At 42.5% G+C, this 16,499-nt stretch carries 13 protein-coding genes and 1 other annotated feature; of the genes, 4 read left to right on the top strand and 9 right to left on the bottom strand.

The features are described 5' to 3' along the window. Positions 1-11: 11 nt before the first annotated feature. The 9 genes from CL176_RS04860 to CL176_RS04820 all read right to left on the bottom strand — a co-directional run bounded on the left by CL176_RS04860 (position 12) and on the right by CL176_RS04820 (position 10,008). Positions 12-584 carry an NADPH-dependent FMN reductase gene (locus CL176_RS04860; RefSeq protein WP_118990295.1) on the bottom strand — a complete coding sequence of 191 codons (573 nt, stop codon included), beginning with the start codon at positions 582-584 and terminating at the stop codon, positions 12-14. Positions 585-1,201: 617 nt separating this feature from the next. Then, on the bottom strand, positions 1,202-1,861 hold the full coding sequence (locus CL176_RS04855) for a potassium channel family protein (protein WP_118990294.1): 660 nt from the start codon (positions 1,859-1,861) through the stop codon (positions 1,202-1,204). Between the two features lie 13 nt (positions 1,862-1,874). After that, positions 1,875-3,212, bottom strand: coding sequence for a TrkH family potassium uptake protein (locus tag CL176_RS04850; protein WP_118990293.1), 1,338 nt, complete (start codon positions 3,210-3,212; stop codon positions 1,875-1,877). Between the two features lie 508 nt (positions 3,213-3,720). Then, entirely contained in the window at positions 3,721-5,103 is a 1,383-nt protein-coding gene (locus CL176_RS04845) for a Sapep family Mn(2+)-dependent dipeptidase (protein ID WP_118990292.1), read from the bottom strand. Between the two features lie 536 nt (positions 5,104-5,639). Continuing rightward, positions 5,640-6,440 (bottom strand): transporter substrate-binding domain-containing protein, encoded by an 801-nt coding sequence (locus tag CL176_RS04840; protein ID WP_118990291.1) that lies wholly within the window; start codon positions 6,438-6,440, stop codon positions 5,640-5,642. A 60-nt stretch (positions 6,441-6,500) separates the two neighbouring features. Next, positions 6,501-6,690, bottom strand: a binding site (T-box leader). 48 nt (positions 6,691-6,738) lie between these two features. Then, entirely contained in the window at positions 6,739-7,284 is a 546-nt protein-coding gene (mreD, locus tag CL176_RS04835) for a rod shape-determining protein MreD (RefSeq protein WP_118990290.1), read from the bottom strand. Then, positions 7,281-8,225 (bottom strand): rod shape-determining protein MreC, encoded by a 945-nt coding sequence (gene mreC / locus CL176_RS04830; RefSeq protein ID WP_118990289.1) that lies wholly within the window; start codon positions 8,223-8,225, stop codon positions 7,281-7,283. The genes mreD and mreC overlap by 4 nt, the downstream gene beginning before the upstream one ends. 25 nt (positions 8,226-8,250) lie before the next feature. Beyond that, a complete protein-coding gene (gene mreB / locus CL176_RS04825) occupies positions 8,251-9,273 on the bottom strand; it encodes a rod shape-determining protein (protein ID WP_118990288.1) in 1,023 nt (340 codons plus the stop codon). A gap of 402 nt (positions 9,274-9,675) precedes the next feature. Beyond that, positions 9,676-10,008 (bottom strand): transposase, encoded by a 333-nt coding sequence (locus tag CL176_RS04820; RefSeq protein ID WP_118990287.1) that lies wholly within the window; start codon positions 10,006-10,008, stop codon positions 9,676-9,678. A 672-nt stretch (positions 10,009-10,680) separates the two neighbouring features. Between CL176_RS04820 and CL176_RS04815 the strand changes: the two genes are divergently transcribed. The 4 genes from CL176_RS04815 (at position 10,681) to CL176_RS04800 (ending at position 16,482) form a co-directional block, all read left to right on the top strand. After that, positions 10,681-12,090 carry an aldehyde dehydrogenase family protein gene (locus CL176_RS04815; RefSeq protein ID WP_118990286.1) on the top strand — a complete coding sequence of 470 codons (1,410 nt, stop codon included), beginning with the start codon at positions 10,681-10,683 and terminating at the stop codon, positions 12,088-12,090. Positions 12,091-12,407: 317 nt separating this feature from the next. Next, the gene (locus CL176_RS04810) at positions 12,408-14,633 is read left to right on the top strand and encodes a PTS transporter subunit IIBC (protein ID WP_118990285.1); all 2,226 of its coding nucleotides are present in this window, start codon (positions 12,408-12,410) and stop codon (positions 14,631-14,633) included. Between the two features lie 3 nt (positions 14,634-14,636). Next, on the top strand, positions 14,637-15,488 hold the full coding sequence (locus CL176_RS04805; protein ID WP_118990284.1) for an endonuclease/exonuclease/phosphatase family protein: 852 nt from the start codon (positions 14,637-14,639) through the stop codon (positions 15,486-15,488). 319 nt (positions 15,489-15,807) lie between these two features. Beyond that, positions 15,808-16,482, top strand: a complete 675-nt coding sequence (locus tag CL176_RS04800) for a hypothetical protein (RefSeq protein ID WP_118990283.1) — start codon at positions 15,808-15,810, stop codon at positions 16,480-16,482. Positions 16,483-16,499: the final 17 nt, after the last annotated feature.

Genomic DNA, 16,499 nt, shown 5'->3' with positions numbered 1-16,499 from the left:
AAAGCCCCTTTCTATGCGTTCTGGCTACGACGACTATCGATTTCTTGAGATACTTCAATCAATGTCGTAAATTCCTCGAAATGGTCCTCTAATTCTTGAACCTTGTCCGAATCTTGTAAATTTCCTTCATCATCAAAAGCGGACGTCGCCCGGCCTAGTAAGAATTCCGTCCCCGAAAGCACACGCGCCTTCAATTCTGGAGCATCCAAGATTTGGCGTAAGTGAAGCTGGGCACGAGAAGAGCCTAGCGAACCCAAAGAAGCACCCGTAATCATTACCGGTTTATTGATGAAAGGTTTCGCTACATATGACATCCACTCAATAACGCTCTTCAAAGGTGCAGGAATTGTGTGGTCATATTCCGGTGTACTAATAATAACACCATCGGCTGCTGCAATTTTCTCTGCTAATTCCATTACAACCTCAGGTGCCGTGTGGTCTTCGTTTGTCTGGAAAGCGGGGATATCTTTAATCTCCACCACTTCAATATCGGCTTTATCCGCGAAATGTCTTTGGATAAAGTGTAGTAAATCACGATTATAGGACTTACTTGCGTTGGTTCCAACAATACCAATCAGTTTCATAGCTGACTTCCTTTCTTCGGTTGAGTATTTTATATAAAAACGTTATCATAGTAATTTTAGTTTATCAATCTTAAATTGATAGACTATGTAAAAACAATATACACATTTAGTTTTAATAGTCTCGTCTTCGATTCAAGTATAGCACATAGCCGAACGCATATTGATTTAAAGCCCCTAAGCATAAAGATACCGGCTGCAAAATATCTACATTATCATAAGCCAAAAGAAAAGGGAAGTGTGAAAACTAAGAACCAAATTAAAGCATAACACAAATGGCCTTACTCAATCGAATGCGTAACCAGCGTGACCCTCCTCAAGATACTCTGCTTATTGTTCACAAACACTAGCATTAACCCATTGCCCAAAAGCCAACCCAAACCCCACTCAGTACCTAGTAGAAAGCTGACACAACCTAATAGCACAATAATCACTCGCCCAGACATCCTGTACCTTCTCTTCAAAGCTCATCTTCGAATGGACACAAATGCGTTTTATATACATGCAAAAAATCAAGCCCGGCAAAAGTCATAAATCTAAACTTTAGAAAAAGTATTTTCTTCGAAGTACGACTTCCTCGCTCTGATAAGCCACAGCTCAAGCGAACGCTTAACCGAATGTTAATTATGCAAGATTTCCTGCTCAAACCGATCATTATCTGTAAGACCAAATAAAATATTCCCTGCTTCTAAGCGATGATTAGGATTCACATGAATCGACAGCCGAGCATCTTCCGACGCCTTAAACGCAATAATATTTACCCCATAGCGTTGTCGGAAATCCAATTGATCAATGGTCCTACCAACCCACTTTTGAATTGGTTGAAATTCTATAAAGTTATACTCCTCATCTAATCTCAGTATATTATGTAAATTTGGATTTGTCATCTGATTACCGTATATTCGAGCTACATCTAATTCTGGGATAATTACGCGCGTTGCGCCGACCCGCTCGAGAACTTCCTTATAAGCTAAGCTTCTAGTTTTGGCGATAATCTTCTTCACGCCTAACTCCTGCAAGTTCATAATCGATAAGACCGATGTCTCCAGCTTTTCTCCGGCAGTGACGATTGCTATATCACACTCAGCCACGCCCGCCTCGACCAGCACGTCTAACCGCGTGAAATCTCCTTGCACAGCTAAATGAACATCATCAGCGATACCTTCAATGTTATCCATCTCGCCATCTACAGCAATAACCTCACAGCCATTCTCAACCAACGTGCGCGCTAATTGTGTCCCAAAGATTCCTAAACCTAATATTGCGAATTTCTGTGCCATATAATCTCCTCTTCTAACCTATCATGACTTGTCCATTCAGATACTTAATTTTCTGCGTCTTCGTATGATTACCAAAAGACCAGAAGAAGGTTAATAAACCAACTCGGCCCATTAACATTAATACAATCAGTATAAATTTACCAAAAGCAGTTAAATACGGCGTCAACCCCATTGTCAGTCCAACTGTCCCAAAACAAGAAACAACCTCCATCAAGATATATTCAAGTCCAAAATCATGTGGAATCACTTCCGATACCGATAAAGCCATCGTCGCTATAAAGACTAATATAACCCCTGCAATAAAGATATAGGCCGCTTTCTCCAAAGCACGGTCCGTAACACTTCGATTAAAGACATGCACTGTCCGACCTTGAAATTCCCTAATTAAGTAGAGGGCCAATACTGCCAAAGTATTCACTTTAATCCCACCAGCAGTCGAACCTGATGCGCCCCCAACAAACATAAGCACAATCGTCAAATAAATGCTCCCCATCGATACTTGACTATAATTCACATTAGCATAGCCAGCTGTTCTCGGTGTTACTGCCATAAAGAGGTAATTCGCTAGCCGATCGCCTATACTCAAGCCCGCAAAACTACCATGACGCTCCTCCATCAAGGCAAATAAGACAAAAGACGTCAATAGGACAACACTGGTTGCAGTGAGTACTATTTTGGTATGGAAGAGTAATTTCTTCGTACGATGATATTCCAGAACATCCCGCCACACGACAAAGCCTAGCCCTCCTGAGAAAATTAAACCGGCAATCACAAGTAATACGAAAGGTTGATCGGTGTAGGATAACAGACTATCACCAAATAAATCAAAGCCCGCATTACAAAAAGCTGAAATCGCATGGAAAAAAGAAAACCAAAGTCCTCTACCTAAGCCGTATTCGGGTATCATAACGAAACTTAAAAGCAACATCCCAAAGGCCTGTACACTCAGAGCGAATTTAACCAAGTACATAATCATCGGCTTAGCTTGCGAAATCGAATCTAAGTTCAAGGATTCCTGAATCACTTTCTGTTGCTTCAGTCCAAATTTACGACCTGTCGCCACATAGGCCATCGTCAAGATTGCCATAAAACCTAAGCCGCCCAATTCAATCAAAGTAATAATCACCACTTGACCGAAAAGATTCCAATGCTCAGCAGTGTTTAGTGTTACTTGCCCGGTCACACATACAGCCGATGTAGCCGTGAACAAACAATCCAGAAAGGAAGTCGCTTCCCCCGAAGCCGAAGCCCAAGGAGTTGAAAGGAGCGTCGCTCCGCCAAGAATCGCCAAAATAAAAGTAAACACAATCCGCTGCGGAACCGACAAAGTATCCACAAACTTCTCTAGCATATACACATTCTTCTTTCTCTAAATTATCAAAAGTATCGTCATTATATACCCAACGAAAGCAAGAAGCAAACAAAAGCTTATATAAAATAGTAGTCATGATTTTTATAATTATATTGCGGCAACAATTTCCACTGACCTTGAATAAATACTTTAAAAACAATGGATACAATCATACCTTATACAGGTAGAATTTAATGCAAAAGGCAAATTTTTTTAATTTTATGGATCGTAGGCTGAATAAATTTACTCCTTTCAAGACTATACCTTCTTCTTAATATTAGCTTGTGAAACTTCTATTAGAAACCGGACTTGATAAGACTAGTTTCGAATACTTGTCTTAGCAAACCAACTTAATAAGACTAGTTTCCTATACTTGTCTTAGAAAACCAACTTGATAAGACTACTTTCCTATACTTCTATTAGCAACCCAACCTACACCCAAGCTTCCAGCATAAAGAATACAGCCAACCGATTTTTACAAATCGATTAGCTGCATTCTACAAATAGATTATTCCTTCACATTTGCTAGTTCAATCATAGCTGCGGCTAAGGTTTGAGTAATTTGAGGAATTAAATGACGATCGAAATATTCATCACGTTCGTGAGCTAAGCCCTCCATACCGTCTCCATCAAAGGCCGTACCAAAAACAACGCCTCTGCCTTGGAATTGCTTAGCGTAAGTAATTCCTTTGGTGTAATAAGGCTTAGCGTCGCCACCAATCCATTCGTCATAGACGCGTAATAAAGCTTGGATGTAAGGATCGTCCTCCGAAAGAAGAGTAACCGGTTGATGGAAATGTGTTGTCACGTCATAGTCCGGGAACCGGCCTTGGATATTGGCTAAAATTTCTTTACCATCCAAAGGATGTGGATAACGCATGTCTACTACAATATTGACGGATTGCCCATCAAAGGCTGCTTGGGAAGGGTTTACTGTCATATGCCCCATCGGCTGGTAATCTGCTTCGTAGCCTAAGCCTGTTCCTTTAATAGGGGAGAAAGCCTTGTCAAAAGGCTCTGCCCAGTTCTCACCTAAATCTTCGGCCACGAAATGGAAGAATTTCGCTAGAGCATTGTCTCCCTTTTCAGGCTTAGAACTGTGGGCTGCAACCCCGTGGAACCGGATGGTACCATCGGCTAACTCTTCCGCATTCACTTGACTAGCTTTTATTTTGGCAAGCACATTTGCTTGGACTGCGGATTTGAACTGGACATCTACCCGATCACAAATCATATTCTCAGAATTGAACGTTTCAAAACTTGCAATATGTTCACTCTTCAAGTCCCCCTGAATACGTACAGTCAAATCACCAAACTCTCCGATTCCCAACGGGAACGTTCCATCTGGAGTAATCATAAAGTCTGGCAGGCCTTCTTGCTCCACGTAATATTCCATATCCAACATCGTTGACTCTTCATCCGTCCCGATAACAATGCGTATATCACGTTCATGTTGCAGACCTAAATCTTGAATCATCTCTAAAGCAATAATCGTCATCCAAAGGGGGGTCTTCATATCTTGAGTGCCTCGAGCATAAATCCGCCCATCAATCTCTTCCGCAGCAAAAGGTGGATGTGTCCACGCATCATCAACAGACACAACATCCACGTGACTTACGCAGTCCACCCGTCGTCCGTCTGCTTTTGCCCCCTGCTTGGACAAGACAAGATACTGCCCTTGCCCTTCAATAATATCGAAACCAGATGATTCACCGCGCGCCTTCAGCCACATTAACGCATCGTGAATCGCTTGCCCATATGGCATCTCAGCCGTCGCCGTATCCGGATCAAAAACCGTCGGAAAGCGCAATAACGTCTTTAAATCTTCAACAATCGCTTCTTCTCGCTCATTAAGCCAAGCATCCATTTGCATCTTTACTTGTTCTTTCATACTATACCTCAATCTAATTGATATATTTACACGTGTTTCAACACAGTCATTCGCCAAATCTCGCTCACATCAAGTTTGGCTACTTATTTATAACTCTCCTCCTTATCGAACAAACCAACTTGCTTCTAAATCTTGGACTCCTCTTTCCATCATTATAACACGAAAGGCACGAAAGCCCAAATATCGAAATGATCTCTAAAAAGCTCTGTGAACTGATTCGTTTAGCTCAAATCGCAGTATCCAAAATTGTTTGACGACTGCTTGTATAGCTCTTTAGAACAGCATAGAGTTTACTTTTCCTTAATTGCCAGCACAATATAGAAAACGAATAAATTAAATTTTAGCAAGGGCACCAAGTCTTTTCGATCAATCACTTATTTCATTCCCCTAAATAACCAGTGCATGGTTCACTGAACACATCTAAAAGACCGATGCCATTAAATAAAACATCGGTCTCTATAAAACTATTTAATCTTGGTGGCTAGGTTAAGCAGAAAACTCCTTAATGAGTAACCCCTCAATCTCGAAGAAAGTACTTAATCAATCTGTTGAATATACTCTTCAATCCATTGATTATACTGATCCTCAGCTGCCAATTCCGCAATCACTTCGTTAATCAAAGCAATAAATTCTGGACTATCCTTAGGTACTAAGACAGACATACCGGCTCCTTCTTCATACTCAATCGCCACATCTTCAATAACTTGCAAGCGATCGGCATTCTGACGCGCAAATTGCTCGGCTACAACACTATCAAACAAAACAGCATCTAAACGATTAGTTAATAAAGATTGTACTAAATCGCCATTGTCTGGAATCAATTTAATAGTCGCGTCCGGTAATTCTCCTAGCAACACTTGCTCCTGTAGTGATGTTTGTTGCACTCCTAAGCGCATGTCGGCTAAATCTTCCACAGCTTTAACTTGTTCGGCAACTTCTTTGGTAGCAATAAACTGATTCACGCCTAAATAGTATACATCAGAGAAATCTGCTTGCTTAGCACGTTCTTCCGTATGGTTCATACCGGCAATTACCATATCTACTTTACCTGTTGTCACTTGGGTAATTAAGCTATCAAAACTTGTATTAACAATCTTCAACTCTACGCCTAATTTATCGGCAATTGCTTGGGCTAATTCAATATCTGAGCCGATAATTTGCTCTTTGCCGTCAATCATCTTGACCCATTCATATGGTGGGAAGTCGGCACTAGTGGCTAAGACGACTTCTCCTTTATCTTGAATCTCTTCCACGCTAATAGCTTCCGCTTGAACAGGGGCAAGCGCCAATAAACTTAAACTAAGCCCAACAAATACTTTTTTTAACCATTTCTTCATCCATTATTCCTCCTCGTAATTCAATCCAATCTACAAAAAAGACCCCTATCTGCGATTGCAGATAGAGGCGAATAGACCGCGGTACCACTCCATTTAGTACAAATGTACTCACTTAGCTTGCATAACGTGCAAGTTACGACTTTTCGAGTGTCTCCAAAGTGCGGTTCATGTAAAGGCCACTCGCAAGCTTCCACCGTCCTTGCGTCGCTTTATGCTTTCTCTACACTACTCTCTTTTTCATAGACTGTCTTTTATTGTGTCAATAGCATACCAAGTCTCAAACATTTTGTCAAATAAATTAGAATATAATATACGACTCATAGCCTAACCAACGCAGTAAATTGCGTGAAGGCAAATACAGTAAGATGCACATAACCGTAGTGAATATGAGTGTCGGTCCTAAGCGATTGACCAGAAAATGCAAGACAGATAAGCTTGCATAGTCCAATATTTCAGTATAAAAGATAAATACGACAAAATCCAATAAAGTCACTAATACAATGAATAGCATGTAAAACACTAGTGGACTCTTGGGAAAGAATTGCCTCGTCTTCAAGACGATATAACTAATGAGGAAATAAAGTGTCGCATATAAACCGAGAAAGGTTGTGTTGTACGAATCGTGGAACAAACCAGCTATGACACTCCACAAGAGAATATTGCTATCTCTGAAATAGAAGGCAAATAACACGATGAAATATAAAGTTAAGTGAGAAATAATCACTTGCCCACTACCGAGAAAAGCCCTAGGAAAAATAGCCGGTAAAGCTGCATCAATAATGGTCATCATGAACAAGACCAGTGGTACAATCCAACGTAATCTTTGCCGATGATTTACCTTCATTCGCTAGCCTGCCCTTCTTCTGTGACCGAAAAAGTATCCAATTCTTCGTATGGCTCCTGGGGTAAGGACACTTCTTCTGATTCTTCCGTCGCTTCAGGAACTTCTGTCACTTGACCAGCACGCTGGATAACCGTGACAAAACGGATGTCCGTCAATTCACCCGAAGGTTTAACTTCGACAATTTGGAACAAGCCATATTCATCCATATAGGCACTCTCTACTTCTCCAATAAGTAAAGAACTTGGGATAGTCCCACCTAAACCAGATGTAATAACCATATCGCCCGGTGCAATCTCAGCAGCTGGATCAACTTGGGTCATAATGTAATGACCGTTCTTTTGGTTATAGCCACTGATGATCCCGTTAGCAGAAGACTCATTCTGCGTTTGAATGCGGGCAGCTATTTTGCCGGCGTTACCTTGTTGGGAGGTTAAAAGCAAGACTTTCGAACTAGTAGGTGCAACCTCAACGATGCGGCCAATTAGACCATTACCAGCCATTACGGCCATATCTTGTGTTACGCCATGATTCCTTCCGACGTTAATCGTGAAGGTCTCCATCCACTGATCAGGATTACGAGAAATGACAGTAGCATTCAATGTGTCAAAGTCACTCAGCACTTCGGCTAAGTCTAATTCTTGACGCATCTTTTCGTTCTCCGTCTCTAAATCCGCAATACGGACTTGCATTTCATCGATTTTATCGATGTTCTTCTTTAAGGTCTGATTCTCTTCAAAAGTGTTCAGCAATTCGTCAATCGAATCGACAAACCGCACTACCCCATTCACAGGCGCGGAGAAAATGCGCCCTACCCATGAACCCGCATCATTCACAGCACCTCCAACTGGCCCAGTGCCTCCCCCAAAGAGGGTGAAAGCCATGAGGGAAACAACAATAATCGCACCGATTAAGATACCAATTAATCGCTTATTATTTACCATCCAAACTCCTCTTTCTTTCCTTACACTAGCGATTCATCCGCTCAATGCGGCGCGCCTCATCATCGAAACTTTCCAACAAGCGTCCTGCACCAATAGCCACACAATCCATGGCCTGATCAGCTAGATGAAAGTCTACGCCAAGAGCTTCTTTAAGCCGTTCGGGTAAGCGTTTCAATAAAGCGCCCCCACCTGTCAGAATAATTCCTTCATTCATTATATCTGCAGATAACTCAGGCGATGTACGTTGCAATACTTGGCGAATCGCAACAATTATTTGATCGATTGCTTCACTTAACGCATTGGCTACTAGTTGCGAGCGAATCGTCACCTCTTTCGGTGTTCCTAAGGTTGCATGACGCCCTTGTATGGTTAATTGATCCTTGGCGTCACTCTTAGTGTAATTGGCATTCCCAATTTCCAGCTTTAATCGTTCACTCGCTTCATCACTAATAACAAGCTGATGCTCTACCCGCACATAAGCTTGAATTAATTGATTCATGCGGACGCCACCGACAGGTATAGTCATCCGCTCTATCATTTCACCAAAGGAGAAGGTCCCAATATCCGTGGTCCCACCGCCAATATCGACGACCATATGGCCAAGCGGTTCAGAGATATCCACACCCGCACCGATGATAGCCGCGACCGGTACATCAACTAACATCGCCCGATTGATACCAATTTCACGCAAGGCATCAATCACTGCGCGACGTTCGACTTTCGATATATTGCTCGGCACCGAAATCACAACTTCTGGTCTCGTCATTTTGCGATGGGTGCTTTTCTGAATGAAGTGGGCTAGCATTTGCTTCGTTAAACTAAAGTGATGAATGACTCCTGATTGAATGGGGTGAATCAGCTCAATCTTCTCTGACGTGCGTCCCACTAATTCTTTAGCTTCTTTGCCATAAGCAATCACTTCAGCTTGATTGGGTCTGACAGCGACGAGGGAAGGCTCCCGCAGGACAATGCCCTTGCGATAAATATAAATCAATGTGTTAGTTGAACCTAAATCAATGCCTATCTTACGACTTGGAAATAGACTCATCGCCTTCGCCTCCTTTGCTTGAATATAATACTGAACTATTATAGCAAACGCAAGTATCAAAAAGCTACCGAACACTCATTCAATTCAAAAATTTCGATAAATTTAATCAGAAGTGTTGCATAAAAAGCAAAATAATTTGACGCTTTAAAATTATCTCCTTTCCGAAACATTATTTTGAGTCTTTAATTAAAAAATAATACCGGCACAAGCGGATGACTTTACCATTGTTTAGGTTATTTGATTAGCATAGAGGGACTGACGATTTTATGCTGTCAACCAGGCTCTAATATTGATGGTAGCCAAATGACTTGAACCATAAGGTCTTCAAAACTCTTACAACTTCAAATAGCGTACGGTTACTCGATAGCCTTAACCTTAACAAATAATTTAGAGGATAGCTGATTATTCAGACTGAGTATATAAGTGCTTAGTCTTTAGGCTCTGCTTGATATGCTTAAAGAATAGTTCTACCTGCCAATATGACTGATACATCTCTGAAATTTCTTCAGCGACCAAATCCATACGATGGGTGACTAAGCGTAGAGTGTCTTTACCAGGACGTTCAATCGTAATTATACGAAAGAAGTTTATCGTTTCAATCCTGCCGACAAGTCTAGCAAGTCCATCTTCTTTGATGGGTGAGTCATCATCTTCTGGCCAAACATTTTCTTGAATGTCAGTAATCAGGGTGTTCCTCTTCAGTCGTGTAACGAAAAAGTACTCATCGCGATACATGCCAAACGAAATCGTTGGTGAATCAATCGAGAATCTCTTATGATGATTGGATTGGGTATCATATCGATGTACCTACCCCCGATAATTGATAGAACAGCTCCCAAAGTAGGTCTGTTGCTATCTCATTCAGTGTTCTAGACATCTGAGAGTTACTGATGGACTTTAGGTCTAGTTCTAGTTTGATTTATCGCTCAGGTATCAAAAGTTCGACAAAGCTGTCAAGGTCACTACTAATGGCGTAAAGTAGCAGTTTAAGTACCTTTTCAAAGGTTAATTCTTTTCCAATAGCGATTGAATTCAGCGATAGCACTTTTGGCATCAACTGAATGATTTTCAAAAAGAATGGGTGCAAACTATAAAAAAATACTTACCCGTGCCTTTGTCTTTTATTTTGGATTTGGATAAGTAATCCATCTCTATTAGAAGGATTTTTTATTATATTTGTAATATCTTTATAAAGCTATCTATAATCTCGATTTATGCAAAGCTACTGACATTGAATAATTATGCGCATTGATAAAAGTGATGGTACTCATTGAATAGAGCTTTTAGCCCAAGGTTTGGTCTTAGTGCTTTATTGCCAGCATATTATTTGAATTAGCGAGCGCTTTCCTTGATAATAGATATGTAACTTAAAGCTAACAGAATAAGGATATTACAGGAGGAGATACCATGATTTACGATAAATTTTATATAAATGGCCAATGGGTCACGCCCATAGCTACAGATACCGCTGAATTATACAATCCAGCCACAGAAGAGAAGATTACGGACATCCCTCAAGCCAATGAATCGGATGTAGACAAGGCAGTTGAAGCTGCCAAAGCAGCCTTCCCTGCTTGGAACGAAAGTCAACCAAGTGACCGCATTAAAGTCGTCCGACAAATTCTCCAAGGAATCGAAAAGCGTGCCGATGACTTTGCAGAAGCGATTATCAAAGAGCTCGGCTCTCCCGTCTCTTTTGCACTTCAAGGGCAAGTGAAGCCGGCGATTGAAGAGATTGAAGCTTTGCTCGAAGAGATGGAGTCTTTCGCCTTTGAAGGGCAAATCAACAATGCAAAGGTCATTAAAGAAGGCTTTGGCGTGGTAGCTTGTATTACCCCTTGGAATTACCCGCTCCTTCAAATCGAACGCAAGATTATTCCAGCCATCTTGACCGGTAATACCGTCGTCGTTAAACCCGCTTCTGATACCCCTCTTGCCGCCTTCCTACTTGCCGAGGTGATTGATCAAACCGACTTGCCTGCAGGCGTCTTCAATCTGATTACTGGCCGGGGCAGTGTGGCCGGAGATGCCCTAACCCACCATCCAGACGTTGCTGTCTTGTCCTTTACTGGCTCAACCAATGTTGGCAGTGGAATGTATGAAGCAGCTGCCCCGCACATCAAGAAGGTCATTCTCGAACTTGGCGGTAAATCCGCTCTCGTCGCCCTACCCCAAGCAGACCAGAAAGCTGCGGTCAAACAAGCCATGGATACTATCATCAACAACCAAGGCCAAACCTGTACAGCCTTAACCCGCTTACTGGTACCTAAAGCAGAGTACGACGCATACAAGGAAGTTATCCTTGATTACTACGACCAAGCAGTCGTCATTGGTGACGTCCGCGACGAAGCAACTACCGTCGGCTCAATGGTATCCAAGAACCAATTTGATACTGTAATGGAATACATCGATATTGGTAAGGAAGAAGGCGCTGAAATTCTTGTCGGAGGTCAAGCAGTTGACCGGGTAGGCTATTATATTGAACCAACTGTCTTTGTCAATGTGAAGAACGATATGCGTATCGCCCAAGAAGAAATCTTTGGCCCAGTCTTAGCTGTCATTACTTACGAAACGGTCGAAGAAGCGATTGAATTAGCCAATGATACTGTCTATGGCCTTTCAGGCGCAGTAGTTGGACCAGAACAAGCTGAAGCGGAAGACGTTGCACGCAAACTCCGTACCGGTAACATCTTTGTCAATAATGGGGCTCGCAATCGCAAGGCACCTTTCGGTGGTTACAAGCAATCGGGACTTGGCCGGGAAAACGGCCGCTATGGTCTCGAAGACTACGTTGAAATTAAGGCCTTGTTCTTATAATACCCCAAACGCTCACATTTATTCAAAATATATAAGGGCTGTTAAGTCAGACGGATTCGTTCAATGAACGGGTCCGTTTTTGGTTTTTTTAAGCAAGTTCGCCATCAAATCAGCTGAACTTAGACACTATAGAAACGGGCTCAGCTTTTGCACTATACAGTGCTTAAAATTGAACTTTTCCTTGATACATCTTTGTTTGACTTGTTCTATGAAAGCGTTTAAACTTGAGGAAGAAAGCATTTTTTGTTAGCAAGACGATGCAAATTAGAAAGGAGTATTGGCCTATTAGTGTCTCTTAGTTAGAAAGGAAGAATATCATGAGTAAAGTAAAAGACTTGATGAATTTCGAGTTTTGGCAGAAATTTGGGAAAGCACTAATGGGGGTCATTGCAGCAATGCCGGCTGCGGGCTTGATGATTTCAATTGGCAATTCCCTCCCTATTATTGCACCTGAGACTGCTTGGCTGCAAACTTTGGCTGGTTTTATTTCAGCAATTGGTTGGGCCATTATTGGTAACTTACACTTACTATTTGCGGTTTCCATCGGGGGTTCTTGGGCTAAGGACCGGGCAGGTGGTGCTTTTGCCGCGACGATTGCCTTTGTCTTATTGAACCGGTTGACGGGAGCAATCTTCGGTGTATCGAATGATATGTTACTCGATCCCAGCGCAACAACGTCTACCCTCTTTGGTCAAACGATTCCCGTCAACACTTATTTTATTTCCGTTCTGGAAGCACCTGCTTTGAACATGGGAGTCTTTGTGGGAATTATTGCTGGCTTCCTTGGCGCAGCTGCTTATAATCGCTATTATAATTATCGTAAACTTCCGGAAGTCCTCTCATTCTTTAATGGCAAGCGTTTCGTACCCTTTGTTGTAATTGCTTGGTCAGTAGTTGCTGCAATTATCCTTGCAATTATTTGGCCAGTCATCCAGTCCGGTATTAATGCCTTTGGAATTTGGCTAGCACAATCAAAAGACAATGCGCCTTTTATTGCCCCCTTCCTCTTTGGTTTCTTGGAAAGATTGCTCTTGCCATTCGGCCTACACCACATGTTAACCGTACCGGTAAACTACACATCAGTGGGTGGGGTCTATACCATTATGACTGGCGCACAAGCTGGACAAATTGTCGAAGGACAAGACCCGCTATGGTTTGCCTGGGTAACCGATTTAGTAAATTTACGTCAAGCAGGTGACACGGCTGCTTACAATCAATTATTGGAATCCGTCGTCCCAGCTCGTTTTAAAGTGGGGCAAATGATTGGCTCGTCGGGTACTTTGATGGGCTTAGCCTATGCTATGTACCGCAATGTTGACTCAGACAAAAAGCAAGCCTACAAAGGCATGTTCCTATCCACTGCCTTAGCCGTATTCTTAACAGGGGTAACGGAACCTTTAGAATTTATGTTTATGTTTATCGCGATGCCACTATACGTTGTCTACGCTATTATCCAAGGATTGTCATTTGGGATTGCTGATGTCTTCAATCTGCGCGTCCACTCCTTTGGTAACTTGGAAATGCTGACCCGGACACCGCTGGCTATATCTGCTGGCCTGACCCAAGACGTCATTAACTATATTATTGCGTGTATTGTCTTTGGTGTCATTGCCTACTTCGTTGCCAACTATATGATTCAACGCTTTGAATATGCCACACCTGGACGCTTAGGTAACTACGAAATCCAGAACACTTCTGACGACGTTGCTAATTCTTCAAGCATGCAAACAGCGGATGGTTCTCAAATAGATTTGGAAATCGTCCAAATTATCAATATGCTTGGTGGTAAGGACAATATTCAAGATGTGGATGCATGTATGACACGTTTGCGGGTGACGGTTAATGATCCAGAGAAAGTCGCTAAGGCAGATACGTGGAAGAAAGCTGGCGCCATGAGCATGGTGGTCAAAGGGCAAGGAATTCAAGCCGTCTATGGACCGAAAGCAGATGTGTTGAAATCGGACATTCAAGATGCGCTAGATTCTGGCGTTGCTATTCCTGAAGCTTCAATAGAAGACATCCAAGCTGAAGAAGAAACCGATGCGGTTGCTGAAGCAAAGGGCAAATGGCTTGAAGAAACTTTAGTGGCTGTCAGTGATGGCCGAGTGATGCCAATTAGTGACGTCCCTGATGAGGTCTTCCGTTCAAAAGTAATGGGCGATGGCTACGGTCTTGACCCGAGTAACGGACAAATCTACTCACCTGTCAAAGGACGTATTACCTCAATTTTTCCGGCTAAGCACGCCATAAATATTAAAACCGACACTGGCGCAGGAATTCTTATTCATATGGGAATCGATACGGTAGAACTTGAGGGGAAACCTTTTGACATTTGGGTGAGTGAAGGAGATCTAGTAGATATTGGCGACAGCTTGGCTGAGATGAATATAGCTCAAGTCAAGGAAGCAGGCAAGTCACCGATTATCATGGTTGTTGCCTTAAGTGATGAAGCTGTTGGTGAACTTACCTTAATTAAATCTGGCCAAGTCCAAGCTAATGATGAACTTGGTACGCTTTCCGTCCAATTTAATGAAGAGGCTTAAGCGATGAAAGTCATGACTTTAAATGCCCATGCTTGGTTAGAAGAAGATAACAGCAAGCAACTTAGGGACTTAGCCGCTTGGCTTAGTCAAAATAATTATGACTTAATTGCCCTGCAAGAAGTTAACCAGCAGATTAAAGCCGAGCTCTTGCCTGAGTCCCAATTCGCTTGCTTGAATTATCAAAGCATTCAACATACGGGCGTGTGGGACGAGATAGCGTTGCCTCCTGTTAAAGTAGATAATTTCGCCTTAAATTTGGTTCAAGCTTTAGCTAAACAAGGCCTATCCTATTACTGGACCTGGCTTCCAGCTCATCATTCTTATGATTACATGGATGAAGGGGTCGCCATACTATCCAAATACCCCTTCTTAGCTGAGGGATATTTACTCAGTCCCGGTAAAGCATTTGCAGATTATCGCCGCCGAGTCGCCTTGTCTGCCAGTTTGGTTGTGAATGGCCACAAGCTGCAAGCCGTATCTACCCACCTATCTTGGTGGAACCAAGGTTTCCAAGAAGAATGGCAGGAACTCCGCCAGCATTTGAGTCCCCTTCAGACATCTATCCTCTTAATGGGCGACTTTAATAACGAAGCAAGCATTCGCAAGCAAGGCTATGACCACATTATACAAGCAGATTTTAGCGACAGTTATCACACCAGTGTGCATCAAGAAGGAAAAGTGACTGTCAAAGCAGCGATTGCAGGGTGGGAGGGTCATGATGCAGGGAAACGCATTGACTACATCTTTACCTCACCTGACTTAAAAGCAGAAACCTATCGAATCATCCTCAATGGTGAAAGAGGCCCTATTGTGTCTGATCACTTCGGGATTGATTTAACCCTTAATTTAGACTAGAGAATACTTAAGAAGCCACGAACTTGCATCGTGGCTTCTTTTATTTGCACTCCTCAAAAATACACCTCAATGATTATCATGATGACTGAAGGTTGATAGGTTTGCTTTTTAGGGGAGTTTATTTTCAGCATAATACAAGGCAGTTCAGTGTTATAGATTTCACCTTCTATGGACAAAATTGCACAAACCAATGGTTTGTGGAATCTTTCGACAGCTTCCTAGCGTGCACACTTTTAGAGATAATTGAGAATTCCTTGACGTTTGCTTGAGACTATCATGATATACTTTCCTTGAAATCTAAAAGAAGGAAGGGATACTCATGAAACCATGGAGACGCATCATCCAAGCAGTCTGCACCTTAATCTTTACTGCTTTTATGCTAACACCGACGGCACTTGCAGCAGAAGAGATCTCAAGCCACGAACCTCAGCCTACTATCCAAACTGAGCTTATCTCAGAGAATTTCTATCAAGCAGTTAACAACCAATGGTTAAGCCAGACAGAAATGCCAGCCGACCAACCTTTCTATGGGCAATTTGCCGTAGCTCAAGACCGACTAGATACTGTCCTCCAAGCAGATTTAGCAAAGATGGCAGCAGGTGAGATTCACCCAGAGTCCCCTAAGGCTCAAGATATGATCGCTTATTACCGCTTAGCCGCCGACTTCAATCAGCGTGAAGCTGATGGCGTTAGCCAAGCTCGAAGGCTGTTGGCTCAAGTTGAGCAATTGACATCTTTTAAAGATTTCGAAGAACTCTCACAGGACGACCTCTTACGTTTCGCAATGCTGCCCTGGAGTTTTATGTGTCTCCGGATATGCAAGACACCCAGCATTAAGCCCTTTGGCTGGCTACACCCACCACTTTCCTACCGGATAAATCTTTCTACGATGGCCTCAACCCTGCCAAAAAACAACTTCAAAAAGCCCTCCAAGGGCAGAACGAGCAACTGCTTCTACTCTATGGCTACAGCGCTGAAGAAGCTAGCCAGCTAAGCAAGTAAGCCCTTGAG

This window comes from Suicoccus acidiformans, assembly GCF_003546865.1.
Classification (GTDB): Bacteria; Bacillota; Bacilli; order Lactobacillales; family Aerococcaceae; genus Suicoccus; species Suicoccus acidiformans.
The sequence above is the reverse complement of the archived record's forward strand: the minus strand, read 5'-3'. Positions and strand labels throughout refer to the sequence as shown.